Genomic DNA, 24,066 nt, shown 5'->3' with positions numbered 1-24,066 from the left:
AGCTGGTCGCTCTGCGCCGGGCGAAGCCGGTCGGCCACGAGCGGCCCCGCTCCCCGCACGTCGTCCCGTGGTCCTCCGGTCGGCAGGGGCCGGTCGGCCCACCCGCCGCTCCCGACATGCCCGAACGACCCCTGCCGCCGGCACCGGTGGCGCGTGAGGCTGGAAGCGGAAGCCGGAGGTGAAGCACGATGGGCACGAGCGCAGCCGTTCGACCGTCGCCCTTGTGGCGCTGGCGCCGCAGCCCGCTGCGCCGCCGTGAAGACGTCTGGGAAGCCTGGATCCTGCTGGCCGCCTGGCTCGTCGTCGCCCTGGCAGCTCCTCTGGCAGGGGTGCTGGGCGCACAGGCCACGCAGGAGCAACTTACGCAGCGCCGCGCGGAACGGCACCCCGTCACCGGGACTCTGCTCGCCGACTCGCCTCGCACGGCCGTCAACGGTGGCGTCACGGTCGACCGGGTCGTCGCACCGGTGCGCTGGACAGCGGCGGACGGCACCTCGCACACGGGCAGGGCGCAGGTGGACGCCGACCGGAAGGCCGGTGAGCGGGTCGTGGTGTGGCTGGACCAGAAGGACCGGCTGACCACCCGACCACAGAGTCCGGGCCACGCGGACATCGAGGCGGCCTTCATGGGCGCCGCGTCCTTCTTCGCCGTCACCGGCGCCGCCGCCGCCGGTTTCTACGGCGCGCACGTCGTCCTGGACCGGCGCCGCGGCCGCGCGTGGGACGCGGAGTGGGAGAGGTTCGGGTCCCCCCGGGGGCATGCCGACAGGTGAGCCCGCCGACCTGCGTCAGGTGCACGACGGGGGCAGCCAGGGGGCTCGGCAGGCAGTCGAGTGGTCGAGGGGGGAAGGAGGAGCGATGAACGGCCGTGTAGTCGTAGGAGTGGACGGGTCCCCGCGCGGTCTCGACGCCGTCGCGTACTCGGCTCACGCGGCGCGGTCCCGCCGGGCCGCGCTGCGGGTGGTGCACGCATTCGTGAGGCCGGCCCACCTGCCGCCGGGCGCCGTGTCACCCCGTCCTGTGCTGGAACAGGCCCTGGAGACGGCGAACGACTTGGTCGATGAGGGTGTGCGGCTGGCCAGGACGACCGCTGCGGAGGTCAGCGTCTCGGGGCTGGTCGTGCACGGGGAGGCACTGGCGGTGCTGGAGGCACAGTCACGGGCCGCGGATCTGGTCGTCGTGGGAAGCAGGGGCCGCGGAGGCTTCGAGGGAGTGCTGCTGGGCTCGACAGCCACCGGACTCGCCGCCCATGGCCGATGCCCTGTCGTGGTGGTACGGGAGCAGACGGAGCCGTACGGGCCGGTCCTCGTGGGTGTCGACGGGTCCCCCGCCGGCGCGGCGGCCGTCCGCTTCGCCCTGGCCGAGGCAACCCGGCTCGGCGCGCCGGTCGTGGCCCTGCACGCGTGGACGACGTGGAATGCGCCGATGCCCCCGCCGCAGGACCCCTCGCTGCCGTATGCGAACCCTCCCGGCGCGCTCGCCGCCGCCGAGGAAAGAGTGCTGACGGAGGCTCTGTCGGGCCTGGGCGAGCGCTACCCGGACGTCAAGGTGGAGCACAGAGTCGTGCACGGGCCGACCCGGCAGGCGCTGATCGAGGCGAGCCGGACCGCACGGCTCACCGTGGTCGGCTCGCGCGGCCGGGGCGGGTTCACGGGCTTGTTGCTGGGGTCGGTCAGTCAGGCCGTCCTCCATCACGCGCACAGCCCCGTCGCAGTCGTGCGCGGATGAGCGACACACCACCAGGAGGAGGCGCTCACGATGCGCACCGAAGAACTCGAAGGACGCGGGCCCCTCGTGGTCGGGGTGGACCCCGATCCGGGCAGACAGACGGCGGTGGCCTGGGCCGCCGACGAGGCGGACCGGCGTCGCGTGCCCCTGAAGCTGGTGCATGCCCAGTGGCGCGACGATCCGCGCACGGCGTCGGACGACGCGCTCAAGGCCGCGGTCGCCTTCGCCAGGGCCCGCTGTCCCGGCCTGCCCGTCGCCGCGCTGGCCGCCGAGGGCCATCCGGCCCGGATTCTGGCCGAGCAGTCGCATGGGGCCACTCAGGTGGTGATCGGGTCCCGTCACCGGGGCGCGGCGCAGGAGTTGTTCGGCTCGGCCGCGGTGGCCCTGCCGCTGACGGCCCGGGCGGCCTGCCCGGTGATCGTCCTGCGGGAGCCGGAGCACATCACGCAGGATCCGCCGTACTTCGTGGTCGGCGTCGACGGCAGCCCTCATGCTGCGGCCGCCATCGACCTCGCGTTCGAGGAGGCGTCCCTGCGCGGAGGTGCGGTGCTGCGGGCGTTGTACGTCTGGCACACCCCCCTGCTCGGCGTTCTGGACGAGGACGCGGCGCTTCGGGAGTGCCGCCGGATCCTGTCGGAGACGGTGGCCGGACGGACCGCCACCCACCCCGAGGTGGTGCTGCGTCACGAGGTGGTGAAGGGCCACCCGGTCCGGACCCTGGTCGATGCCTCCGCCCACGCCCTCGGCCTGGTGGTGGGCACGCGCGGCCACGGCGGCTTCAGCGGCATGCTGCTGGGCTCGGTCAGCCAGGGCGTCATCCATCACGCGCGGTGCCCCGTCCTCGTGGTCCCGCGGCCGCGGGAGCGATGACGGCCGTCGGGCCTCCCCATGAGGAAGGAGTGCCGCCATGACGAAGCCGGTGGTGGTGGGTGTGGACGGTTCGCCGGCGAGCATGGACGCGGTCGGGACGGCGAGCCGTGAGGCCGGGATCCGTGGAGCGGAGCTGCGTCTGGTGCATGCCGTCGGAGGGCCGTCCGCGCTCCTGCCGGCCGGTGGGCCGCCGTGGAACCCCGCCGCGGCGGGGGTGCGGGAACTGCTCGACGGAACACTGGCGGCGGCCGAGCGCCGGGCCCGCGACACGGCGCCCCGGGTGCGCATCACCCGCGACGTCGCAGTGGGAGAGCCACTGATGGTGCTCGAGATCGCCTCGCGCACGGCCTCGCTCGTGGTGGTCGGCAGCCGTGGTCTGGGCGCGTTCGGCAGCCTGCTGCTGGGCTCGACGTCCGCGCACCTCGCCGCGCACGGCCGCTGCCCGGTGTTCGTCGTGCGGGGGCGGCCGAACCCGGCGGGTCCCGTCCTGCTGGGGGTCGACGACTCGGTGGCCTCCGGGGACGCCGTCCCGTTCGCCTTCCAGGAGGCGTCGCTGCGCGGCGCGGACCTCACGGTGGTGCACGTGTGCCCCCTCGGGAGTCCGGACGGCTACGACGGTCCGGCCGATCCGCCCTTCGTCACCTATGACGAGACCCACCTGCGCAAGAAGGCCGAGCACGTCCTCGACGCGGCACTGGCCGGCCTGCGGGAGAAGTATCCGGACGTCACGGTACGGCTGAGGCCGGTGGTCGGAAGGGTGCGGCACACCCTCATCGGCATGAGTGCGGACGCCCAGCTGCTCGTCGTCGGTGCGCGAGGCCGGGGCGGCTTCACGGGCCTGCTGCTCGGCTCGGCCAGTCAGGCCGTCCTGCACCACGCGCACTGCCCCGTCACGGTGGTGCATCACCGGGGCGAGGATCCCGCGGCGACGGGAGGCCGTACAGAGGACCGCTTGTAGACAGCGACGGGAAGCCGCGCCCGCGAGCGCGTGATCGTGATGACGGTGGACATCGATTTCACGGCCTTCTTCGAGTCCACACCGAGCCCGTATCTGGTGCTGGACAGGGACTTGGTGATCCGGTATGTCAACCCGGCGTACCTGCAGGTGACCGGCCGGGTCCGGGACGAGCTGACGGGGAAGCATCTCTTCGACGCCCTGCCGCGACGCCCCGGCGCCCCCGACGACCCGCAGCGAGAGGTGCACGCTTCGCTGCGCCGGGCCCTGGACACCGGGAAACCGGACGTCATCGTGCTCCAGCGCTACGACCTGCCCGCGCCCGGCCGGCTGGGCGGGTTCGAGGAACGATGGTGGTCGAAGATCCACACTCCCCTTCCCGGACCGGACGGCACAGTGAGGTGGATCGTCCAGCGGGCCGAGGACGTCACCGCCCTGTTCCACTCGGACCGTGCGTCACAGCTCGGCGAGGAGTTCACCGAGCACGCGAAGGGCCTGGCGGCCGAGCTGTACGCGCGGACCGACGAACTGCACCGGTTGAACCGCGAACTGCTCCAGGCGCATGCCCGGGAACGGCAGGTCGCCGTCACCTTGCAGGAGGCCATGCTCTCCGCCCCCGACCTGAACCGCCACGACAACATCGCCGTGCGCTATCTGCCGGCGACCACCTCGTTGAACGTGTGCGGCGACTGGTACGACGTCGTCGACCTGCCGCCCGACCGCTACGCGGCGGCCGTGGGAGACGTCGTCGGCCACGGCCTGCCTGCCGCGGCGGTCATGGGCATGCTCCGCAGCGCGCTGAGCGCCGTCATCCGCGCCATTCCCAGCCCGGCCCAGGCGCTGGAGGTCCTCGGTCTGTACGCCCGGTCCGTGGACGGCGCCATGGCGGCGACCGCGGTCAAAGTACTCATCGACACACGCAGCAAGCTGCTCGTCTACAGCAGTGCCGGACACCCGCCACCCGTTCTGCTCCACCGGGACGGGACCTGCGAACTGCTGGACGGGGCGACCGATCCGCCCCTCGGCGCACGCGAGCACCACGTCCCCCGTCCGCAGGCCGGTCTCGCCTACACGCCGGGAGACACCCTCGTGCTCTACACCGACGGACTCGTCGAACGCCGCGACGAGGACATCGACGACGGGGTGGCACGCCTGACGAGCGTCCTGGTCAGCGAACGCGTTCTACCGCCGGACGCGCTGGCCGACGTGCTGCTGACCCGGCTCGATGTCGTCGAGGGCGCCCCTGACGACATCGCCCTGATCGTCGTCCGCCTGTAGTCCCCGGCCTCCCGAGCCGAGCCGGGGATGCACGACCCGTGGAACGCCTGGCTCACGACGCGACGAGCCGGTTCTCCACCTCGTCCACGTCGGCGATCCGCGCGACGGCCTCGGTGAGCGGGGGAATCCGCTCCCCGGGCAGGGTTCCGGTGAGCCGGACGACTCCTTGGCGGACGTGCACGGTCACCCGGGCGGGATCCACCGCGAGCTCCTCGAAGACACGGGAAACGATCTCCTCCCGGATCGCCGGGTCATCGCGTACCAACGCGCGAAGCAGCGCGTTGCGGCTCACGACACCGACGAGTCGGCCGTGCTGATCGGTGACGAAGGTCTGCCTGATCCGGCACCGAGCGGCGGCGCGGGCCGCTTCCGTCACCGTGGTCCACGGGTGGACGGTGAGCGCCGGCGCCGACATCAGCGAGAGGGCCGTACCGCCTTCCGCGACCGTGCCGTGCTGCCGTCGGCCGAACAGCTTGGCGAACAGCCCCGGCTCCTCTTCCGGCCCGGCCAGGGTCGCGGCGCGGGCGAGCAGATCGGACTCCGCGATCACGCCGACCACGCGTCGTTCGGCGTCGATCACGGGAACCGCACCGACTTCGCGCCGGGCCATCACTCTCGCCACGTCCAGGAACCCGGTGTCCTCCCTGACCGTCGGCAGATCAGCCGCAGGTCGCATGATCTGCCCGACCCGTGGTCCGGCTGTCGTCCGCGGGGGTGGCACAGCCGCCCTCGGGCCCTCGTCAGCACGGCCCGCGACGTGCCCTTCCTCGGACGCGGCCCGGGCCGCGTGCGAGGCCATCGCCCGCAGATAGCGCACCATCAGGTCCTGGCGAAACTCCTCGACGGGTTCGCCGGACCGAGACGGCATCGCTCGGCGCGCCTCCTCCGAGGCCCGGCGCGCATCCCTGGTGTCCTGGCCGCTCATGGCAACCTCCCGCCGCGCATGTGGCACCGCCCCGAGTACACGGTCTCTCCGAGGCCCCCGCGGGTGCCAGGGCCTCTCGGCCCTGGTCGTGTGTCGAACGGCCTCTGTGTGGTGACCGCGCCTTTTCCCTAGCGTGGAGGAGAGAGCGGTGGAAGCAGACCACGGCCCGGACGTCGGACCAGGAGGCCCCATGCCTGGATTCCGCGAGTTCCTCGCACGCTTCCGGCCGGCCGGCGCCCCCGGCCCGGCGGTGGCCGGGGCCGTCCCGGCCGACCGCTCCGCCGAACTGGCGGCCGAGCTGCGGCCCCCGCTGAAGATGCTGGACGAGGCCACCGCCGAGGCGACCGCGATCCGGGAAGAAGCGGTGCGCGAAGCCGCGAAGCGGCGGCACGCCGCCGCTTCGCGGGCGGAGCACATGGTGCGCGCGGCACGCGCTCGTGCCCCGCGGCTCAGGGAGGAGACCGCGGCCCGGCTCGTGCGAGCGGCCGAAGCCGAGGCCGGGGACTCCGAGGCCGCCGCACAGGCGCTGGTCCGGGAGGTCCGCGCCCGGGCACGCGCGCTGACCCCGGCTCTGGCGGACCGTCTGGTGACGCGGATGGCGGACGAACTGACCGGCCGTCCACCGGCCGAGCCGGGCGATCCGCCCCGGGAGGCGACATGGGTGCCGGATGGGCAGCCGGAGTGACCCGCGCCCGGGCGATGGCGGGCGCGCGAGCCGGCCCCGGCGCCGCACGCCGGCTGGCGGCCGCACCGAGCCTGCACAGCGGGCTGCGCGCCCTGGCCGACACCCCGTACCGTCGTGAACTCGACGTCCGGGCCGGGCTCGCCGACGCCGGGCGGGCCGTCACGGCGGCCCTGGTCTGGCAGTTGCGCGTGCTCGCCGGCTGGCAGCCCCGGCCCGGCTCGGCGGCCGTACGTCTGCTCGCCACTCGTTTCGAGATCGACAACACCCGGGACCGCCTGCGGACGATCACCGGTACGCCGCAGCCCCCACCGCTCCGCCTCGGCACACTCTCCACCGCGTGGCCCCGGCTGTCCCGGGCCGCGTCGGTCGCGGACGTGCGCGGTGTCCTCGCCACCTCCCTCTGGGGCGATCCGGGAGCGGACACGCCGCCCGCGATCCTCATCGGCATGCGGTTGTCGGCGGCGGCCCGCACCGCTGCGAACGTGCCGGTGGCCGGCGCCTGGGCGGCGGGCGAGGCCGCGACGCTGGTGGCGCGCGAGACGTTCCTCGCGGAACGCTCGCTGACGCGGCCCGCGACCGCTCATGCCACCAGGCTGCTCGGTCCGGCGGCGGTGCGTGCGACGGACTTCGGCGCCTTCCGCTCCGCGCTGCCGCCGAGGGCCCGCTGGGTGCTCGCGGAGGTGGACCGGCCGGCGGAACTGTGGCGGGCCGAGGCACGCTGGTGGACCGTCGTCGAGCGGGACGGCCTGCGCCTGCTGCGAGGGGCACGGCTGGACGAATCGCCCGTCGTGGGCGCCGTGGGGGTGCTGAGCGCCGACGCGTGGCGGGTCCGGGCCGCTCTGGGCTGCGCGGCTCACACCGGCCGCGCACGGGAGGACTTCGATGAACTCCTGGGCTGATCGCTGGATTCCGACCCGCATGCGCAGGGTGGCCGTCGTCGCGCCCCGCGCGTCGTTGCGGGACGTCCTGGTGCACATCGCCGACGCCGGCTGCGTGGAGCTGGACTGCGGCGACGCCGGCGGCCGCGACACACTCGGGCCGGCGGGTCGCCGTCTCAGATCGCTGGGCTCCACGTCCGCCGGCCCCCTCCTGTCGCCCTCCCCGCCCGACCTGGACGTCCTGTGCCGGCAGGGCCGGGCCGACCTCCTGACGGGCGAGGCACAGCTGGAGAGGTACCGGGAGGCCGCTGTGCCGCGCGGCGAGGTCGCCGCGCTCGCCGGGTGGTGTCCCGCGGCCGACGTGGAGCGGCTCAGCACCCTGCTGGCCGGGACCGGAGGCTCGGTGGTGCCGCTGCGGACACCGGGAGGGGCCGAACCGCCGACCCTGCTGTCCGACACGGGCCGGCTGCGGCGCTCCTCGGCTCCGCTCGTGCGCACCTACGGGACCGTTCCGTACGCCGATGTCGACCCCACGCTGCCCGCGGGGCTCGCGTACGTGGTCATGTTCGGCATGATGTTCGGCGACGCCGGCCACGGCCTGCTGCTGCTCGCCGGGGCGATGCTGCTGCGGTCCGGACACACCGGCCGGTGGCCGTCCTTGCGCCCGGCGTGGCCGTTCCTGGCGGCGGCGGGGCTCACGAGCGTCATGGCGGGGCTCGCCTACGGGGAGTTCTTCGGCCCCACGGGTCTGCTGCCCGTGCTGTGGCTCGACCCCATGGACCAGCCGCTGCGGCTGCTGGCCACCGCGGTGGGCTTCGGCGCAGTCCTGCTGGCGGCGGCGTACGCGGCGGGGATCGTCAACCGGTGGCGCGAGGGCGGCCCGGCCCGGGCCCTGTACGCCGCTTCCGGTCTCGCGGGCGCCACGGTCTTCCTCGGGCTCGCCCTGCTCGCGCTCGGCGTCGTCGCACGGCTGCCGGCGCTCACCGGTGCCGGTCTGGTCGTGGCTCCGGCCGGCCTCGTGCTGACCGGGGCGGGGCTGCATGCCGCGTCGGGAGGCGGCATGTCCGGCGCCTTCCAGACCGGCATCCAGTTGTTCGACGTCGTCGTCCGGATCGGCTCGAACACGGTGTCCTTCGCACGGCTGGCCGCGTTCGGGCTCACCCACGCGGCACTGGGGGCGATCGTCTGGCAGGCCACCACCGCTCTGGCCGGATCCGGGCCCGCGGCGGCGGCCGCCGCCGTTCTCGTGTTCCTGATCGGCAACGCGCTGACGTTCGCGCTGGAGGCGCTGGTCGCCGGTGTCCAGGCCCTGCGCCTGGAGTTCTACGAGCTGTTCTCCCGCGTCTTCGACGCGCAGGGCCGGCCGTTCCGTCCCTGGCACGTGCCGACGCAGCCTCGCACGGAGGTGACATCATGATCACTTGGCTGATCGCGCTGCCCGCGCTGATCGCGGCCTTCCTGGCCACCCGCCTGCTGTTGCGCCGACGCGGCAAGGCCGGTCTGCGCTCCGTCCTGGCAGCGGACGCGGTGCTCTTCGCGGGGGCCCTGGCGCTGCTGCTGGTCGCGCTCAGCTCGGGCTCGGCACAGGCGGACGCCGCGACCGCCGCCGCGGAGAGTTCCGGCTCCGGTTCGGCGGCACTCATCGGGGCCGCCATCGCCGTCGCCGGAGCCTCCATCGGAGCGGCGATCGCCGTCGCCTACACCGGCGCGGCGGCGATCGCGGCTCTCAGCGAACGCCCCGAGCTGTTCGGCCGCGCCATGGTCATCGTCGGTCTCGCCGAGGGCATCGCCATCTACGGCCTGGTCGTCGCCGTCATCCTCATCGGGAAGGCCTGACCGTGACGTGCGTGGCGGCGATCGGTGAGCGGTTGCGCGTGCTCGGGCTGGTCACGGCAGGTGTCGTCGTGCTGCCGGCCGAGGACCCGGACGCGGTGCGCACCGCTTGGCGGCGACTCCCGCCGGACACCGGGCTGGTGGTCGTCACCCCGGCCGCGGCTGAGGCGCTCGGGCCCGAACTGCTGGAGCAAGGAGATCCGCTCACCGCGGTGATGCCGCCGTGACCGGGACCACGCTGCCCGAGGGTGCCGCCGAGGCCTTGGAACCCGTGCGGGCGCAGTTGCTCGCAGCCGCCCGGGCGGAGGCCCGCGCCCTGGTGTCGGCGGCGGACGAGGAGGCGGCTGCCGTGCTGCGCGAGGGCGAGGCCCGCGTCCAGGAGATCCACGCCGCGGCACGCGGGCACGGCGAGGCCGATGCCGCGGCGGTGCGGGCAGCGACGCGGGTCCGCTCCCGCCGTGCCGCCCGCGCCCGGGAGCTGGCGGCACGCCGGGAGGCGTGGGAGGAACTGCGCCGGCAGGTCGTGCGGGACGTCGGACGGCTGCGCGACTCGGAGGACTACCCGGGTCTGCGAGACCGGCTGACGGCGTACGTGCGGGGGGTGCTGGGCCCCGAAGCGCGCGTTTCGGAGGCTGCCGACGGAGGAGTGGTCGGGGAGCGCGCGGGACGCCGCATCGACATGAGCCTGACCTCCCTGGCCGACCGGTTGCTGGAGCGCGCCGCAAGGGAGGTGGAGGAGCTGTGGGCACCGTGACGGACCCCTCCGGCGGCAACGGCCGCGTCCTCCGGGTCGCCGGACCGCTGGTGGAGGCCGAGGGGCTGGGCGGCACCGCCATGAACGATCTGGTCGCGCTGGGCGAGACGGAACTGCCGGGCGAGATCGTCGCGATCCGCGACTCGGTGATCACCGTCCAGGCGTACGAGTACACGGGCGGTCTGGCGCCCGGCATGCCGGCCCGGGCGCTGGGCAGGCCGCTGACCGCGGCCCTCGGCCCGGGCCTGCTCGGTGGGATCTTCGACGGGTTGCTGCGCCCGCTGCCCGCGGCCGGCACCTGGCTGGCACCCCGCTCCGTGGAGGAGGATTCGCCCGCTCCCCGGACGTGGGAGTTCACGCCGGTGGCCGTGCGAGGAGACCGGGTGGCCCCGGGCGACGCCGTCGGCGAGTGCCGGGAGGCCGGGCCGGTGCCTGTGCGGATCATGGCGCCGCCGGGGTGCACGGGCCGCATCGACTACATCGCGGAGGGCGGCCCGTACGCCGAGGACGCCGTGGTGGCACGGGTGGGCGGCACCGAAGTCCGCATGACGACGCGCTGGCCCGTGCGCAGGCCCCGGCCCGTGCGTGAGCGGCTGGGCACCGTGCGGCCGCTGCACACCGGCCAGCGGGTCATCGACCTGCTCTTCCCAGTGGCCCTGGGCAGCACGGTGGCCGTGCCCGGCGGCTTCGGGACCGGCAAGACCGTGCTGCTCCAGCAGATCGCCAAATGGTGCGACGCGGACGTCATCGTCTACGTCGGATGCGGCGAGCGCGGCAATGAGATGGCCGACGTCATCGCCGAGTTCACCGCGCTGACGGACCCGCGCACGGGTGGCCGGCTCGCCGACCGCACGGTGATCGTCGCCAATACGTCGAACATGCCGATGATGGCCAGGGAGGCGAGCATTCACACGGGAGTGACCGTCGCCGAGTACTTCCGGGACATGGGGCTGGACGTCGTCGTCATCGCGGACTCCACGTCCCGCTGGGCGGAGGCGCTGCGCGAGTTCGCCTCGCGCACCGGCGCGCTGCCCGCCGAGGAGGGATACCCGGCGGGCCTCGCCTCGGCGATCGCGGCGTTCTACGAGCGCGCCGGGGCGGTGACCACGCTGGGCGGACGTCAGGGCTCGGTCACGGTGATCGGCGCGGTCTCTCCGCCGGGCGGCGACATGGCGGAGCCGGTCACGGCCCACACCCAGCGCTTCGTGCGCTGCCTGTGGACCCTGGACCGGGACCTCGCCTACGCACGGCACTATCCGGCCGTGTCCTGGGCGGAGTCGTTCTCCCGCGACGCCGAGACCCTCGGTGCGCATCGGGCAGCCGCGGACGACCCGGACTGGACGGTCCGGCGGGCGCGGGTGGCGGACCTGCTGGCCGAGGCCGACCGGCTCGCGGACCTGGTCGACCTGCTCGGCATCACCGCTCTTCCGGACGGGGAGCGGGTCAGTGTGCTGGGGGGCCGGCTCGTCAGAGAAGGAGTGCTCCAGCAGAGCGCCCTGTCGGCTCGTGACGCCTACAGCGGCCCGGAGAAGACGGCCGCGCTGGCCGAGGCGGTACCGGCGGTCGTGGCCCGCTGCCGCGAACTGGCCGCCGCCGGGGTGCCGGCGTCCCGCCTCGAGGAGGTGGATTTCTCGCCTCTCCTGAGGGCCCGTGAGGAGGCCGAACCGCACGACAGGACCACGGTGGAGGGGTTGCGGGACGCGATGCTCGCCCGTCTGGGGGAGCTGACATGAACGGCATCGCCGACTGGGGTCGCGTCGAGTTCACGTCGGTGCGCGAGCTGCGGGGACCGCTCGCGGTCATCGACCAGGTGGAAGGAGTCGGCTGGGACGAGTTCGTGCTGCTCGCTGCGGACGGTGGTCCGCAACGGCAGGGGCTCGTCCTGGAGGTCGACCGGGGCACGGCCGTCGTCCAAGTGCTGCAGGACACCTCGGGCATGGACCCGGCGCGGCTGCGTGCCACCTTCACCGGCGCGCCGTTGCGTGTCCCCGTCGGGCCCGGGTGGCTGGGCCGGGTCTGCGACGGACGCGGCGAGCCGCTCGACGGAGGGCCTCCCGTCGTCGGCGCCGTCACGTCGGCCGTCGGCGGCAACCCGGTCAACCCGGTGCTGCGTGAACCACCCGCAGAGCCGGTGCTGACGGGGGTCAGCGCCGTCGATGCCCTCACCACGCTCGTCCGGGGACAGAAACTGCCCGTCTTCTCGGCGGCCGGGCTCCCCCATCTGGAGTTGGCCGCACAGATCGCCGCTCAGTCGACCGCGGGCGGGGAGCCGTTCTGTGTCGTCTTCGCCGCCATGGGCGTCACGCACGCCGACGCCGGCTTCATCCGCGACGCGCTCGAAGAGCGTTCCTCATCGGGCGAGTTGGTGCTCCTGCTCAACACGGCCGACGATCCCGTCATCGAGCGCATCCTGACGCCGCGGATCGCTCTCACCGTCGCCGAGAACCTGGCCTACACGGGCGGCCGGCACGTCCTGGTGGTGATGACGGACATGACGAGCTACGCCGAGGCGCTGCGCGAGGTCTCCGCGGCCCGTGGCGAAATCCCGGCACGGCGCGCCTACCCCGGCTACTTGTACAGCGACCTGGCCTCCCTCTATGAGCGCTGCGGCCGTGTGCGGGGTCTTCCCGGCTCGGTCACCGTCCTGCCGGTGCTCACGATGCCCGCCGGCGACATCACGCATCCGGTGCCGGACCTGACGGGCTACATCACGGAGGGACAGATCGTGCTCTCCCGGCACCTCCACGCCAGGGGTGTCTACCCTCCCGTGGACGCGTTGTCGTCCCTGTCCCGCCTGATGCGCAAGGGAGCGGGGCCCGGCCGGACCCGCGACGACCATCTCGATGTCGCCGCCCAGTTGCTCTCCGCGCTGGCCCGCGCCCGCCAGGTCAAGGAGTTGGCCGATCTGGTCGGTCAGGCGGCCCTCACCCCGACCGACCGCAGCTATCTCGCCTTCGACGAGGCGTTCGCACAGGGTCTCGTGCATCAGCGGCGGGACGAGTCGCACACCCTGGAGCAGACCCTGGAGCGGGCCTGGCAGGTCCTGCTCACGCTGCCCCGCAGCCAGCTCACGATGCTGCCCGCCGAGTTCGTGGACGCCCACCGGCCGCCGGAGAGCGGGTGATCCCATGGCCGACCTGCGCACCCCGCCCGGCCGGGCGGGCCGGATGCGGGTGTCCCGCAGTCTGGACGTGGCCCGCCGCGGCGCGGACCTCCTCGACCAGAAGCTGCGCATCCTGCGCACGGAGCACGAGAGACTCGTCCGCGCCGACCGCGCCGCCCGGGAGCGGTGGCACGCCCGACTGACCGAGGCGGAGACCTGGCTGCGCCGCGGCCTGCTGCTGGGCGGCGAGGAGGCCCTGACCGCACCGGCGGCCGGCCACCTCACCGCGTTGGAGATCGGATGGGCGTCGACCATGGGTGTGCGCCATCCCCGCACCGCGGTGTGCACGATTCCCGAGCTCTCCCCGGACACGCCGCCCGCCGAGAACAGCGCCCTGCTCCTCGCCGAAACGGCCTACGCCGACGCCGTACGCGCTGCCGCCGAGTCCGCCGCCGCTCACGAAGCGGCGCGCGCGGTCGGAGAGGAACTCCTGAAGACCCGGCAGCGGCTTCGGGCCCTGCGCCGCCAGTGGATCCCGCGCCTGGAGAGCGCCCTCGCACGCGCCGATGCCGCGCTGGAGCAGGCCGAACACGAGGACGCGGTGCGCAGGCGGTGGGCTGCGGGCTCCGCGGGGAAGACCCGTTGACACCGGGCAGCACCCGCTCAGCCGTCGGCCCGCCGAAGCGTCGCGGTCCGCCCGACATGCGCCGACGGGGCGATTGGGGTACTCCTCGAATGAGAGACCGCGCTGCCCGGCGTGCCGGCGACGACCGGACCACCCACTCGATCCGACGCGCCCACCGTCATCCCCGTCCACTCCAGCTTCGTACGAGACGGAGGCCGCCGCCATGCAACCCGTCGTCACCGTGGGCCTCGACGGCTCACCCGAGAGCCTTGCCGCAGCCCGCTGGGCCGCCGACGAGGCCGAGAAGCGCAAGCTCACCCTGCGCCTGCTGCACGCCTGGCCCCTGCTGGCGCCGGAACCGGCCCGTGTCCCCGCGGAAGTCGACCAGAACTATTGGGCGAAGCGACTCGTCCACACCGCGCGCTCAGAGCTCCAGGCCCGCCATCCGGACCTGTCCATCCTCGGGAACCTGGTGGCCGACGACGCCCAGAACGCCCTGCTCCAAGCGGCCTCCGAGTCCGAGATGACCGTCCTCGGTTCCCGAGGGCTGGAGCCCGTCGAGAGCTACTTCCTGGGCGACGTCAGTCTCCCCGTGGTGGCACGGGCCGAGCGGCCGGTCGTCCTGGTCCGCGCCGAGACCGGGGAGGACGGGGCGGCCCCGGCATCCGCGAGCCGCGTGGTGGTCGCCCTGAAACTGCACGACTCCTCCGACGACCTGCTCGACTTCGCCTTCCACACGGCCGCGGCCAGGGGCCTTCCCCTCCTGGCCGTCCACGGACGCACCGTGCCGCTCCATGCCCGGGTCCCGTGGGGTGTGGATCACGACGTCACCGAGGAGATCACACGGGACGCGCAGAAGCAGCTGAGCAAGGCGCTGCACCCCTTGCGCGAGAAGTACCCCGGGGTGGACGTGGCCGACAGCATCCGCCTGACAAGCCCCGCCAAGGCCGTCGTACAGACCGCGCGGAGCGCCGCCCTCCTGGTCGTGGGCCGACGCAAGCACCGCACCGGTCCCGGGCTGCATCTGGGCCCCGTGGCGCAGGCGGCCATTCACCACGGGCGCTGCCCCGTCGCCGTCGTTCCGCACGACTGAGAAGGCCTTCGCGGGAGGCCCGTGGTCGGGAGGCTTCGTGGCAGGGGACGGCCGGCCTTCCGTCACGCGGCATCCCGCACACCCCGCCGCCGCCGGAGGCCGTCCGGCCCCCCTCCCCGGGCCCTCCGGCCCTGGCACTCCGCGACGAGCGGCAGTGCCATGGAAGCGAGCCGAGGCCCTCCCGCGCACGTGCGGCCGGAGCCGGGCTCGGGGACCCTGGAGAGCAGGGACAGTGCCGGGAGGAGCCCCCCATGCGCTGGGAAACCATCCACAAGGACACCGCGCAGGTCGTCCCGCCCCGTCTCACCGACTACGACCGGGAGCGCTCGGCCTTCACCTGGTCGCAGGCGCGCGCCGCACTGTCCGGGCTTCCCGGTGGCGGGCTCAACATGGCGCACGAGGCCGTCGACCGGCACGTGACATCGAAAAACGCCGACAAGGTCGCGCTGTGCTGCGTCGCACGTGACGACTCCGTCTCGACGGTCACCTACGCCGAACTGGCCCGCCGCACGGCCCGTTTCGCCAACGTCCTGCGGTCGCTCGGCGTCGGCCGGGGGGACCGGGTGTTCACCCTGCTGGGCCGCTGCCCCGAGCTGTACACCACGGTGCTGGGCACCTTGAAGAACACCAGCGTCCTGTGCCCGCTCTTCTCCGCCTTCGGTCCCGACCCGGTGGAACAGCGGCTGCGTCTCGGCGACGCGCAGGTCCTCGTCACCACCGCGGCCCTCTACCGGCGCAAGGTCGCCGAGCGCCGCGCATCGGTTCCCGGGCTGAAGCACGTCCTGATCGTCGGGCCGGGCGCCGAGGAGCTGTCCGGCACCGTCTCGTTCGACGACCTGATGTCCGCCGCCCCGGACACCTTCGCCATCCCGCCGACCTCGCCCGACGACATGGCCCTGCTGCACTTCACCAGTGGCACCACCGGTACTCCCAAAGGCGCGGTCCACGTCCACGAGGCCGTTGTCGCGCACCACGCCACAGCCGCGTACGCGCTCGATCTGCACCCCGAGGACGTGTACTGGTGCACGGCCGACCCCGGCTGGGTCACCGGCATGTCGTACGGGGTCGTCGCCCCGCTCGTCCATGGCGTCACGGCGATCGTCGACGAAGGCGACTACGACGCCCGGCGCTGGTACCGGATCCTCGGCGAACAGCGGGTCACCGTCTGGTACACGGCCCCCACGGCCCTGCGCATGCTGATGCGCGCCACGCCCCGTCAGGGCCCCTACGACCTGCCGCGCTCCCACGACCTGTCGGCCCTGCGCTTCATCGCGTCCGTCGGTGAACCCCTGAACCCGGAGGGCGTGGTGTGGGGGCGGGACGTGCTGGGCCTGCCGGTGCACGACAACTGGTGGCAGACGGAGACCGGCTGCATCATGATCGCGAATTTCGCGGCCTGCGAGATCCGGCCCGGTTCGATGGGACGCCCGCTGCCCGGCGTCGAGGCGACCGTGCTGGAGCGCGGCGAGGACGGCCGGGCGCTGGTCACCGACGGCAAGGTCAGGCAGGTGCAGAGCCCCGACGTCGAGGGCGAGCTGGCGCTGCGGCCGGGCTGGCCGTCGATGTTCCGCGGCTATCTGCATGACCGCGAGCGCTACGACGCCGCGTTCGCCGACGGCTGGTACCTGACCGGTGACCTGGTCCGACGGGATGCCGACGGCTGGTTCTGGTTCGTGGGTCGCGCCGACGACGTCATCAAGTCGGCCGGGCATCTGATCGGCCCGTTCGAAGTGGAGAGCGCGCTGATGGAGCACCCCGCGGTGGCCGAGGCCGGGGTCATCGGACGGCCGGACCCGGTCGCCGGGAACGTCGTCAAGGCGTTCGTGTCGCTGCGCCCCGGAATGGCGCCGACCCCGGAGCTGGAGCGGGAACTGCTCGGTTTCGGCCGCCGCAAGCTGGGGCCCGCCGTCGCTCCGAGGGAGATCGCGTTCGACCAGAACCTGCCCAAGACCCGCAGCGGGAAGGTGATGCGCCGTCTGCTGCGTGCGCGTGAACTCGGCCTGCCCACGGGTGACTTGTCGACCTTGGAGGGATCCGCATGACAGTGGCCCGCCCCACCCGCACGCGGAAGGACCCGGGGTCCCCGAAGTCCGGCAGGAAGGCCAGGACGAAGAAGGGGGACTCGGGCGCCGGCGCTCCGTCCCGGCGTGGGGCCGCGGGGCACCGGAGGGACCTGCTGGAGGCCATGCTGCGCATCCGGCGCTTCGAGGAGAGGTGCGTCGAGCTGTACAGCACCGCGAAGATCCGTGGCTTCGTCCACCTCTACATCGGCGAGGAGGCGGTGGCCGTCGGTGTGAGCGAGGCGCTGACCGCGGACGACGCGGTCGTCTCCACTTACCGCGAACACGGTCACGCGCTGGCTCGCGGGATCACGGCCGAGTCCGTCATGGCGGAGATGTACGGCAGGACGACGGGATGCAGTGGCGGCAGAGGCGGATCGATGCACCTGTTCGACGCGAGCCGCCGCTTCTACGGCGGCAACGCCATCGTCGCCGGCGGACTCCCCCTGGCCGCCGGCCTCGCGCTCGCCGACCGGATGCGTGGTCAGGACCGTGTCACCTGCTGCTTCTTCGGGGACGGGGCCTTCGCCGAGGGCGAGTTCCACGAGACCGCGAATCTGGCGGCCCTGTGGAGGCTGCCCCTGTTGCTGGTCTGCGAGAACAACCTCTACGCCATGGGAACCGCCCTGGAACGGCACGAGGCGCAGACGGATCTGGCCATGCGCGCCGCCTCGTACGGCATGGTCGCCTGGGCCGTGGACGGCATGGACGTCGAAGCCGTCGAACATGCCGCCAGGCGGGCCGTCGAGGGCATCCGCGGCGGCACCGGGCCGCACTTCCTCGAGCTGCGCACGTACCGTTTCCGCGCCCACTCGATGTACGACCCGGACCGGTACCGCCACAAGGCGGAGATCGGACGCTGGAAGGAACGTGACCCGGTCGGCCTGCTCACCGACCGCATGCGCGAGAACGGTGAGCTGGGCGACAAGGAGAGGGCCCGGATCGAGCAGCGCGTCGCCGACGAGATCGACCATGCCGTCGAAGCTGCGGAAGAGGGGCCCGAGGAGCCGGTCGGGCACCTGCTCCACCACGTCACCAGTTCCTCCTCCCGGGCGGTGAGTTGACGGTGGGCACCGACGGAACGCAAGAGGCGAAGACGACCTACCGGGAAGCGATGCGCGAGGCGCTCAGGGAGGCCCTGCGCGCCGACGACCGGGTCTTCCTCATGGGCGAGGACGTGGGCCGCTACGGAGGATGCTTCGGCGTCAGCCTCGGTCTGCTGGAGGAGTTCGGCCCCGACCGCGTCCGCGACACCCCGCTGTCGGAGTCCGCGTTCGTCGGCGCCGGCATCGGAGCGGCCCTGGCCGGGATGCGGCCGATCGTCGAGATCATGACCGTCAACTTCAGCCTCCTGGCCCTCGACCAGATCCTCAACAACGCCGCCACCCTGCTGCACATGTCGGGCGGCCAGCTGTCCGTGCCGCTGGTCATCCGCATGACCACGGGCGCCGGACGGCAGCTCGCCGCCCAGCACTCGCACAGCCTGGAAGGCTGGTACGCGCACATCCCCGGCCTCCGAGTCCTGGCCCCCGCCACGCTGGAGGACGCGCGGCACATGCTGGCTCCCGCGCTCGCCGACCCCGACCCCGTCCTGATCTTCGAGCACGGAAGCCTCTACAACGTCTCCGGCGAACTCCTCCCGCCGACCGTCACCGTGGACCTCGACCACGCCGTGATCCGCCGCCCGGGCACCGACATCTCCCTGATCACGTACGGTGGTTCGCTGCCCAAAGCCCTCGCGGCGGCGGATGAACTGGCCGCCGAGGGCGTCGACGCCGAGGTGATCGACCTGCGCACACTGCGTCCCCTGGACGGCGCGGCCGTCACCGCTTCGGTGGCCCGCACGCATCGCGCGGTGGTCGTCGACGAGGCGTGGCGGACGGGAAGTCTCGCCGCCGAGGTGTCCGCGCGCATCGCCGAAGAGGCCTTCTACGACCTGGACGCGCCCGTCGAGCGGGTGTGCAGCGCGGAGGTGCCCATCCCGTACGCCCGGCGACTGGAGGAGGCCGCCCTGCCGCAGGTCGCCGGCATCGTCGCGGCCGCCCACCGGGCGGTGGGCTGACCATGGCCGAGTTCACCATGCCGTCCCTCGGCGCGGACATGGACGAAGGAACGCTCCTGGAGTGGCTGGTGGCCACGGGCGACCTCGTCCGCAAGGGAGAGCCGGTCGCGGTCGTAGAAACCGCCAAGTCGACGATCGAGGTGGAATGCTTCGAGACCGGGACCCTGACGGAGCTGCTCGTCGAGCCCGGCACGACGGTGCCGGTGGGCACGCCGCTCGCGCTGATCGGGCCGGCCGAGGACGGACCACCCGCCCGTCCCGCACCGGAGAAGGCCCCCTCTCCCGACGCCCGCGAGCCCGCCGTGCCCGCGGAAGCAGCCGAGGTTCCCGCCCGCGCCCCCTCCCCACCACCCGAGCCGGTGCCGGTTCCGGCAGCCCCCGCCGCCCGGCCGCCCGGCCACATCGAGACCGGCCCGCTGGTCCGGCACCTCGCCGAGCGCAGCGGCGTCGACCTGGAGGGCCTGCACGGCTCCGGGCCGGGCGGACGCGTCACACGCACCGACATCGAACACGCGGCAGCGGCCCGAGCCGGTACCGGGCCACCGCGTGTGCGGGCGACTCCGCTCGCCCGGCGGCTCGGCGCCGAACTGGGCGTGGACCTCGCCGGGGTGAAAGGGACGGGCCGGCATGGGGCCGTCCGCGCCTCGGACGTCCGCCGGGCGGCACCCGGCCCGTCCGCCCCGTCCCCGGACCACCCCGCGCCTGCGGCTGCCGCTGTGCCGCCCTCTCCGGCACGCCCTTCCGTCACACGCCCGTCCGAGGAACGGCCGACGGGCATGCGTCAGGCGATCGCCGGTCTGATGAGCCGCGCCAACCGGGACATCCCCCACTACTACCTTTCCACCACCGTGGACATGGCAGCCGCCATGGACTGGTTGCACGAGCACAACCGGCGCAGCCCCGTCGGGGAACGGCTGCTTCCCGCGGCCCTGCTGCTCAAGGCGGCGGCACTGGCGGCCCGGGAAGTCCCCGAACTCAACGGCTTCTGGACCGACGACCACTTCACGGCCGGTGACGGCGTCCATCTCGGTGTGGCCGTCTCCCTGCGGGGCGGCGGGCTCGTCGCGCCCGCCCTCCACGACGCCGACGCTCTGGCCCTCCCTGGGCTGATGGCCGGCCTGAAGGACCTGGTCACCCGGGCCCGCACGGGCAGGCTGCGCGGCTCCGAGGTCTCCGACGCCACGCTCACGGTCACCAACCTCGGCGATCAGGGCGTGGAGACGGTCTTCGGCGTGATCCACCCGCCGCAGGTGGCCCTGGTCGGCTTCGGACGCGTGGCCGACCGGCCGTGCGCCGTCGACGGCCTGCTGGGGGTGCGGCCCGTGGTCACGACGACCCTCGCGGCCGACCACCGGGCAACGGACGGTGCCGTCGGTGCCCGCTTCCTCACCGTGGTAACCCGCCTTCTGCAGAACCCGGAGCAGCTGTGAACCGAACCGAAGCACTGGAGATGGTCAAGGAATCGATCAGCGAGGTCGTCCCCGACGCCGACGTCGACGCGCTGGGGCCCGACGACGCGTTCAGGGACGCTCTGGAGATGGACTCACTGGACTTCCTGAGTTTCGTCGAGGTGCTCAGCGAACGCTCCGGCGTGCGCATCGAGGACGAGGACGCGCCCCGGCTGTCCACCCTCACCGGCAGCGCCGGCTTCCTGGTCACCCGTACGCAGTGACGCACGACCCGGGGATGCGCTCCCACTCCCGGTCCGGACGACGGGTGACGGCTACCGTGTCCCGTCGGCCATGCCGAGCACCCTTCGGGTCTCGGCGGCGATCTGCTGTGTCTCGCCGGTGGCGACCACGAGGACCGGGACGCCTCCCGCCGCCTGATCGACGCGTCGGAGGCCTTCTCGCATCAGATCTTCCAGTTCGGGGACGAGCAGCCCGCCGCGTACCCCGAGAACGGTCAGGGCCGAGCAGATCTCCTCGCGCACCTCGGGTTGGTCCTCGCCGATCTCCCCGGTGAAGACCAGGGCGTCCAGCCGGTCCAGCGAGGCGGCCATCGAGGCGATGCCCCTACGGCAGCTGAGGGTGAACGTCGCCAGCGCCAGCCCGGCCGCGGCGTCGCCCCCGGCGCGGGCGCGCACCAGGTCCCGGGTGTCTCCCGAGGTACCGGAGAGGCCCAGCAGACCGGAATGCCGGTGCAGTGCGTCGTCCAGTTCGTCCGTGCTCAGACCGTGCCGCCGCTGCAGCCACAGCAGCGCGCCGGGGTCGAGACTGCCGCTGCGCCGGCTCATGACCAGGCCTTCCAGCGGAGTGAGGCCCATGGTGGTGTCCACACTGCGTCCGTTCCGGACCGCGCAGGCCGAGCAGCCGCCCCCCAGGTGCACGAGCACGACCTGGAGTTCGCCGACGGGGCGCCCCAGGGCCTGCGCCGTCCTCCGCAGCGCCCATGCGTAGGAAAGCCCGTGGAAGCCGTACCGGCGCAGCCCGTATACGGCTCGCCACCGCTCCGGCACCGCGTACGTGCGCGCCGGTGCCGGCAGATCCTTGTGGAAGACGGTGTCGAAGCAGGCGACATGAGGAACGTCGGGCAGGAGTTCTCGTGCGGCATCGACCATGCGCAGGGCCGGGGTCACGTGCAGCGGCGCGAGATCGGCGACGTCCGCCAGCAGAGCCCGTACGTGCGCGTCGATCGGCGTGTGTCCGGTCAGCCGGGGACCGCTGTGGACGATGCGGTGACCGACCGCCGCGGGGGCGGGCACCTCACGGAGGAGGTTCCGCAGGTCCGCCGCCGCGGCGGGCCCCGGAGGCTGTGAGGCGTGTCGATCCGCCACCTGTTCACCGTCCGCCGCGAACAGAGCCATGTGAAGGCTCGAAGAGCCCGCGTCGAGGACCAGTACGTGACCGTCTCGACTCCCGAGAGAGTGGCCGGCACTCATCACACACCTCCGGTGCACCTGCGTCCCTGTGCTCTTCCTGTCGACGGGGCCCTCACCCGTCCCGGTGCGCGGGTCCTGCTCCGTCACCTTCCGAAAGCCCGGCAGCCCGCACGCGTTGCTCCTCGCGAGCAGAGCCGACGTCCTGTTCCAGGAGTGTTCGGCTCACGGCTGTCGCGAGGTTGTCCAAGGCCCTCTTCTGCAGCTCCGCGCCGCGCCGCAGCACCGGGCTCCGGTTCCCGGCATCGCCCTCCCACGTGTGGAGCGCCTGCGCCACGCGCCCCCAGTCCGGATTCCGGTGCCCGCGCACGTCGTCCGCCGCCTGTGCGGTGTCCGCCTCCAGGGCGTCGGCGAACCGCTCCGCCTCGGGGACGACACGACTGTCGGCTCGCGGGACATGGCTCTCCATGAGCATCGCCGCCCGGTCGAACCGCTTGAGCGCCTCCTGCGCGTCCTCCGCCTCGCGCGACGTCAGCCCCCTGGGGCGGACCGGTTCCTGCCGCGCCTGGTCGTAGGCGTCCTGCCAGGCGGCACGTGCCTCCCTGCTCGCCAGGAGGGTCCTGCGCATGTCGGCTCGATGCTCCCGGGTCGGTTCGGCGTAGCTGCGGAGCACTGCCGCCGCGTAGCGGCCGTCGGCGGCGAGCCAGTCCGCCAGCCGATCCGGCAGCCGCGGGGTCTCCCATGCGGGGAACACCACGTACGCCAGCATGGCGAGGACCCCGCCCAGCAGGGTGAGCACCACCCGCTCCGGAACCGTCTGCTCCCATGCCTGGCCACCCATGCCGAGCAGGAAGACGACGTACGCGGCGGTGAAGCTCTGGGAGTAGGCGTAGCCGGTACGGAGCAGTGTGTACGACAGGGCCGCCGAGACCACCGCCAGCGCGCCGAACACCTGGGCGTCCGGGCCCAGGGCCCGCACCATCCCGGTGGCGAGCGCGACCCCCGCCAGGGTCCCGGCGAGACGGCCCACCGCACGCGCGTACGTCCGGTGGAAGTCCGGCCGCATCACCATCACCGAGGCGATGGGCGCCCAGTAGCTGTGGCCCACGGGCAGCCGGGAAGCGATGAGATAGCCGAGCGTGGCCACCGCCGCCAGGCGGACGGCGTGCCGGAACACGGGCGAATCCCGGCGGAGTTCACGGCGGACCGCCCCGACGACGACCGGGAGCAGCCGGAACAGGGTCGGGCGCACCCGGAACTGGGCACGCGCGGGGTCGGGCGGTGTGGGCGCCTTGTCGCGCGCGCCGCCGCTCCCGGCGATCTCCAGCGTCTCGGTGATCAGTTCCACGAGCCGTTCGGCGGCGTCCCGGGCGGGCCCCTCCAGCACCTCGTGTTCGTCGTCGACGCGCAGGGCGTCCGCGCTCCCGGGCGGCACCTCGGCGGGAGTTCCGCGACGGATCGAACGGGCGGCCGCGTCGAGGACGTCGGCGGCCGCGCCGAGCAACTCCCGTGCGCGGTCCCGCCCGGATCCCTCCGCCGGGGCGCCGACGTCCGGGTCGGCGAGTGCGGCGACGACCGGCACCATGCGCTCGGCGAGGCCCCGGGGGCCGTGGAGGACGGGAGGCCGGGTGCGGGCCTGTGACGGCGTCACGGCGGCCGCGTCCCGGGCCGTCATCAGCGGCTCCGGGTCGAACGGCGCGGTCGGGTCGTGCCGCAGCCGGCGGGCGTAGTCGGCCACGGCGGCCAGCGCGTCGGCCAGCGCGTCACGATGCGCCCCCCAGCGGCGAATCGGGAACAGCAGGATCAGCACGGCCTGCACCACGCCTCCGAGCGCGATGACCCCGGCGTGTTCCAGGGCTCGTCCGACGCTGGTGGGCAGAGTGACGGTCACCAGCATGCTGCCGACCGTCGTCGCGGCGACGATCCCGGCGGTCGATCCGAGGGCCCACGCCATCCCCGCGGCGAAGGCCCATACGGCGAGCAGCGGGAGGAACGTCACGAGTCGCCCCGCCGCCAGGTAGCCCACGAAGGTGCTGAGCGCCAGACCCGCGCCCGCACCGAGCGCGATCACCTTGCGCGGACGCCAGGTGCGCTGGAAGGTGGCAGCACCCGCCGAGTAGGCACCGAGGGCGGCGGACGCGGCGTACGCAGGGGAGACCAGCCACAGCGTCGGCCCGACGACGATCGCCACCCCGGCAGCCGTACGCAGCGCGAGCAGGGGCTCCAGCCGCGCCTCCTCGATCGTGAGCCCGGATCGCACGATCTCCCGGAAGATCCGCAGCCACTTCACGGTGTGAGCCTGGTCGAGAGGCCCTGCCCGGTCGCGACGGGCCGGTCGCGGTGTGGCCGCCGGGCGAGGAAGCCTCCCGCAGGGCCCGAGGACTGCGCCTCGGTGCGTA

At 73.5% G+C, this 24,066-nt stretch carries 23 protein-coding genes; 20 read left to right on the top strand and 3 right to left on the bottom strand.

Features of this window, described 5'->3' with window-relative positions:
* Positions 1 to 188: 188 nt before the first annotated feature.
* The 5 genes from ACFV20_RS23305 (at position 189) to ACFV20_RS23285 (ending at position 4,831) form a co-directional block, all read left to right on the top strand.
* Positions 189 to 773 (top strand): hypothetical protein, encoded by a 585-nt coding sequence (locus ACFV20_RS23305; RefSeq protein WP_385659326.1) that lies wholly within the window; start codon positions 189 to 191, stop codon positions 771 to 773.
* 85 nt (positions 774 to 858) lie between these two features.
* Positions 859 to 1,728 carry a universal stress protein gene (locus ACFV20_RS23300; protein ID WP_385659324.1) on the top strand — a complete coding sequence of 290 codons (870 nt, stop codon included), beginning with the start codon at positions 859 to 861 and terminating at the stop codon, positions 1,726 to 1,728.
* A gap of 30 nt (positions 1,729 to 1,758) precedes the next feature.
* Positions 1,759 to 2,598 carry a universal stress protein gene (locus tag ACFV20_RS23295; RefSeq protein WP_385659322.1) on the top strand — a complete coding sequence of 280 codons (840 nt, stop codon included), beginning with the start codon at positions 1,759 to 1,761 and terminating at the stop codon, positions 2,596 to 2,598.
* Between the two features lie 37 nt (positions 2,599 to 2,635).
* Complete coding sequence (locus ACFV20_RS23290) at positions 2,636 to 3,556, top strand: universal stress protein (protein ID WP_385659320.1); 921 nt, start codon at positions 2,636 to 2,638, stop codon at positions 3,554 to 3,556.
* Between the two features lie 39 nt (positions 3,557 to 3,595).
* Complete coding sequence (locus ACFV20_RS23285) at positions 3,596 to 4,831, top strand: PP2C family protein-serine/threonine phosphatase (protein ID WP_385659318.1); 1,236 nt, start codon at positions 3,596 to 3,598, stop codon at positions 4,829 to 4,831.
* Between the two features lie 52 nt (positions 4,832 to 4,883).
* Here the strand turns inward: ACFV20_RS23285 and ACFV20_RS23280 are convergent, their stop codons facing one another.
* Positions 4,884 to 5,699, bottom strand: coding sequence for a CBS domain-containing protein (locus ACFV20_RS23280; protein ID WP_385659316.1), 816 nt, complete (start codon positions 5,697 to 5,699; stop codon positions 4,884 to 4,886).
* A gap of 247 nt (positions 5,700 to 5,946) precedes the next feature.
* Here ACFV20_RS23280 and ACFV20_RS23275 point away from each other — a divergent pair, with 247 nt between their 5' ends.
* The 15 genes from ACFV20_RS23275 (at position 5,947) to ACFV20_RS23205 (ending at position 20,521) form a co-directional block, all read left to right on the top strand.
* On the top strand, positions 5,947 to 6,441 hold the full coding sequence (locus ACFV20_RS23275) for a hypothetical protein (protein WP_385659314.1): 495 nt from the start codon (positions 5,947 to 5,949) through the stop codon (positions 6,439 to 6,441).
* Positions 6,414 to 7,340, top strand: coding sequence for a hypothetical protein (locus ACFV20_RS23270; protein ID WP_385659312.1), 927 nt, complete (start codon positions 6,414 to 6,416; stop codon positions 7,338 to 7,340). The genes ACFV20_RS23275 and ACFV20_RS23270 overlap by 28 nt, the downstream gene beginning before the upstream one ends.
* The gene (locus tag ACFV20_RS23265) at positions 7,324 to 8,736 is read left to right on the top strand and encodes a V-type ATPase 116kDa subunit family protein (protein WP_385659310.1); all 1,413 of its coding nucleotides are present in this window, start codon (positions 7,324 to 7,326) and stop codon (positions 8,734 to 8,736) included. The genes ACFV20_RS23270 and ACFV20_RS23265 overlap by 17 nt, the downstream gene beginning before the upstream one ends.
* Positions 8,733 to 9,155, top strand: coding sequence for an ATP synthase subunit C (locus tag ACFV20_RS23260; protein WP_385659308.1), 423 nt, complete (start codon positions 8,733 to 8,735; stop codon positions 9,153 to 9,155). The genes ACFV20_RS23265 and ACFV20_RS23260 overlap by 4 nt, the downstream gene beginning before the upstream one ends.
* A gap of 11 nt (positions 9,156 to 9,166) precedes the next feature.
* Positions 9,167 to 9,379, top strand: coding sequence for a hypothetical protein (locus ACFV20_RS23255; protein WP_385659306.1), 213 nt, complete (start codon positions 9,167 to 9,169; stop codon positions 9,377 to 9,379).
* Positions 9,376 to 9,906: a hypothetical protein gene (locus ACFV20_RS23250; protein WP_385659304.1), complete on the top strand. Its 531-nt coding sequence runs from the start codon at positions 9,376 to 9,378 to the stop codon at positions 9,904 to 9,906. The genes ACFV20_RS23255 and ACFV20_RS23250 overlap by 4 nt, the downstream gene beginning before the upstream one ends.
* Positions 9,903 to 11,639, top strand: coding sequence for a V-type ATP synthase subunit A (locus tag ACFV20_RS23245; protein WP_385659302.1), 1,737 nt, complete (start codon positions 9,903 to 9,905; stop codon positions 11,637 to 11,639). The genes ACFV20_RS23250 and ACFV20_RS23245 overlap by 4 nt, the downstream gene beginning before the upstream one ends.
* Entirely contained in the window at positions 11,636 to 13,030 is a 1,395-nt protein-coding gene (locus ACFV20_RS23240) for a V-type ATP synthase subunit B (protein ID WP_385659300.1), read from the top strand. The genes ACFV20_RS23245 and ACFV20_RS23240 overlap by 4 nt, the downstream gene beginning before the upstream one ends.
* 4 nt (positions 13,031 to 13,034) lie before the next feature.
* A complete protein-coding gene (locus ACFV20_RS23235) occupies positions 13,035 to 13,655 on the top strand; it encodes a V-type ATP synthase subunit D (protein ID WP_385659298.1) in 621 nt (206 codons plus the stop codon).
* A gap of 202 nt (positions 13,656 to 13,857) precedes the next feature.
* Positions 13,858 to 14,727: a universal stress protein gene (locus tag ACFV20_RS23230; protein ID WP_385659297.1), complete on the top strand. Its 870-nt coding sequence runs from the start codon at positions 13,858 to 13,860 to the stop codon at positions 14,725 to 14,727.
* 251 nt (positions 14,728 to 14,978) lie between these two features.
* Positions 14,979 to 16,769: an acetate--CoA ligase gene (gene acsA, locus ACFV20_RS23225; protein ID WP_385659295.1), complete on the top strand. Its 1,791-nt coding sequence runs from the start codon at positions 14,979 to 14,981 to the stop codon at positions 16,767 to 16,769.
* Entirely contained in the window at positions 16,766 to 17,851 is a 1,086-nt protein-coding gene (pdhA, locus tag ACFV20_RS23220; RefSeq protein WP_385659293.1) for a pyruvate dehydrogenase (acetyl-transferring) E1 component subunit alpha, read from the top strand. The genes acsA and pdhA overlap by 4 nt, the downstream gene beginning before the upstream one ends.
* A 2-nt stretch (positions 17,852 to 17,853) precedes the next feature.
* On the top strand, positions 17,854 to 18,849 hold the full coding sequence (locus tag ACFV20_RS23215; RefSeq protein WP_385659292.1) for an alpha-ketoacid dehydrogenase subunit beta: 996 nt from the start codon (positions 17,854 to 17,856) through the stop codon (positions 18,847 to 18,849).
* 2 nt (positions 18,850 to 18,851) lie between these two features.
* A complete protein-coding gene (locus tag ACFV20_RS23210; protein WP_385659290.1) occupies positions 18,852 to 20,279 on the top strand; it encodes a 2-oxo acid dehydrogenase subunit E2 in 1,428 nt (475 codons plus the stop codon).
* The gene (locus ACFV20_RS23205; protein WP_385659289.1) at positions 20,276 to 20,521 is read left to right on the top strand and encodes an acyl carrier protein; all 246 of its coding nucleotides are present in this window, start codon (positions 20,276 to 20,278) and stop codon (positions 20,519 to 20,521) included. The genes ACFV20_RS23210 and ACFV20_RS23205 overlap by 4 nt, the downstream gene beginning before the upstream one ends.
* A gap of 51 nt (positions 20,522 to 20,572) precedes the next feature.
* Here the strand turns inward: ACFV20_RS23205 and ACFV20_RS23200 are convergent, their stop codons facing one another.
* Both ACFV20_RS23200 and ACFV20_RS23195 read right to left on the bottom strand, forming a co-directional pair.
* Positions 20,573 to 21,625, bottom strand: coding sequence for an acetate/propionate family kinase (locus ACFV20_RS23200; protein ID WP_385659287.1), 1,053 nt, complete (start codon positions 21,623 to 21,625; stop codon positions 20,573 to 20,575).
* A gap of 157 nt (positions 21,626 to 21,782) precedes the next feature.
* Positions 21,783 to 23,957, bottom strand: a complete 2,175-nt coding sequence (locus ACFV20_RS23195; protein WP_385659286.1) for an FUSC family protein — start codon at positions 23,955 to 23,957, stop codon at positions 21,783 to 21,785.
* Between the last annotated feature and the right edge of the window lie 109 nt (positions 23,958 to 24,066).

It is taken from the genome of Streptomyces sp. NPDC059696 (genome assembly GCF_042733745.1).
Taxonomy (GTDB): Bacteria; Actinomycetota; Actinomycetes; order Streptomycetales; family Streptomycetaceae; genus Streptomyces.
The sequence above is the reverse complement of the archived record's forward strand: the minus strand, read 5'-3'. Positions and strand labels throughout refer to the sequence as shown.

Excerpts from the sequence above, each read along its gene's own strand:
- ACFV20_RS23235 (WP_385659298.1), top strand. The coding sequence starts at position 13,035 with ATGGCCGACCTGCGCACCCCGCCCGGCCGGGCGGGCCGGATGCGGGTG.
- ACFV20_RS23240 (WP_385659300.1), top strand. The coding sequence starts at position 11,636 with ATGAACGGCATCGCCGACTGGGGTCGCGTCGAGTTCACGTCGGTGCGC.
- ACFV20_RS23290 (WP_385659320.1), top strand. The coding sequence starts at position 2,636 with ATGACGAAGCCGGTGGTGGTGGGTGTGGACGGTTCGCCGGCGAGCATG.
- ACFV20_RS23270 (WP_385659312.1), top strand. The coding sequence starts at position 6,414 with ATGGGTGCCGGATGGGCAGCCGGAGTGACCCGCGCCCGGGCGATGGCG.
- ACFV20_RS23230 (WP_385659297.1), top strand. The coding sequence starts at position 13,858 with ATGCAACCCGTCGTCACCGTGGGCCTCGACGGCTCACCCGAGAGCCTT.
- ACFV20_RS23305 (WP_385659326.1), top strand. The coding sequence starts at position 189 with ATGGGCACGAGCGCAGCCGTTCGACCGTCGCCCTTGTGGCGCTGGCGC.
- ACFV20_RS23275 (WP_385659314.1), top strand. The coding sequence starts at position 5,947 with ATGCCTGGATTCCGCGAGTTCCTCGCACGCTTCCGGCCGGCCGGCGCC.
- ACFV20_RS23300 (WP_385659324.1), top strand. The coding sequence starts at position 859 with ATGAACGGCCGTGTAGTCGTAGGAGTGGACGGGTCCCCGCGCGGTCTC.
- ACFV20_RS23285 (WP_385659318.1), top strand. The coding sequence starts at position 3,596 with ATGACGGTGGACATCGATTTCACGGCCTTCTTCGAGTCCACACCGAGC.
- ACFV20_RS23265 (WP_385659310.1), top strand. The coding sequence starts at position 7,324 with ATGAACTCCTGGGCTGATCGCTGGATTCCGACCCGCATGCGCAGGGTG.
- ACFV20_RS23280 (WP_385659316.1), bottom strand. The coding sequence starts at position 5,699 with ATGCCGTCTCGGTCCGGCGAACCCGTCGAGGAGTTTCGCCAGGACCTG.
- ACFV20_RS23210 (WP_385659290.1), top strand. The coding sequence starts at position 18,852 with ATGGCCGAGTTCACCATGCCGTCCCTCGGCGCGGACATGGACGAAGGA.
- acsA (WP_385659295.1), top strand. The coding sequence starts at position 14,979 with ATGCGCTGGGAAACCATCCACAAGGACACCGCGCAGGTCGTCCCGCCC.
- ACFV20_RS23295 (WP_385659322.1), top strand. The coding sequence starts at position 1,759 with ATGCGCACCGAAGAACTCGAAGGACGCGGGCCCCTCGTGGTCGGGGTG.
- pdhA (WP_385659293.1), top strand. The coding sequence starts at position 16,766 with ATGACAGTGGCCCGCCCCACCCGCACGCGGAAGGACCCGGGGTCCCCG.
- ACFV20_RS23260 (WP_385659308.1), top strand. The coding sequence starts at position 8,733 with ATGATCACTTGGCTGATCGCGCTGCCCGCGCTGATCGCGGCCTTCCTG.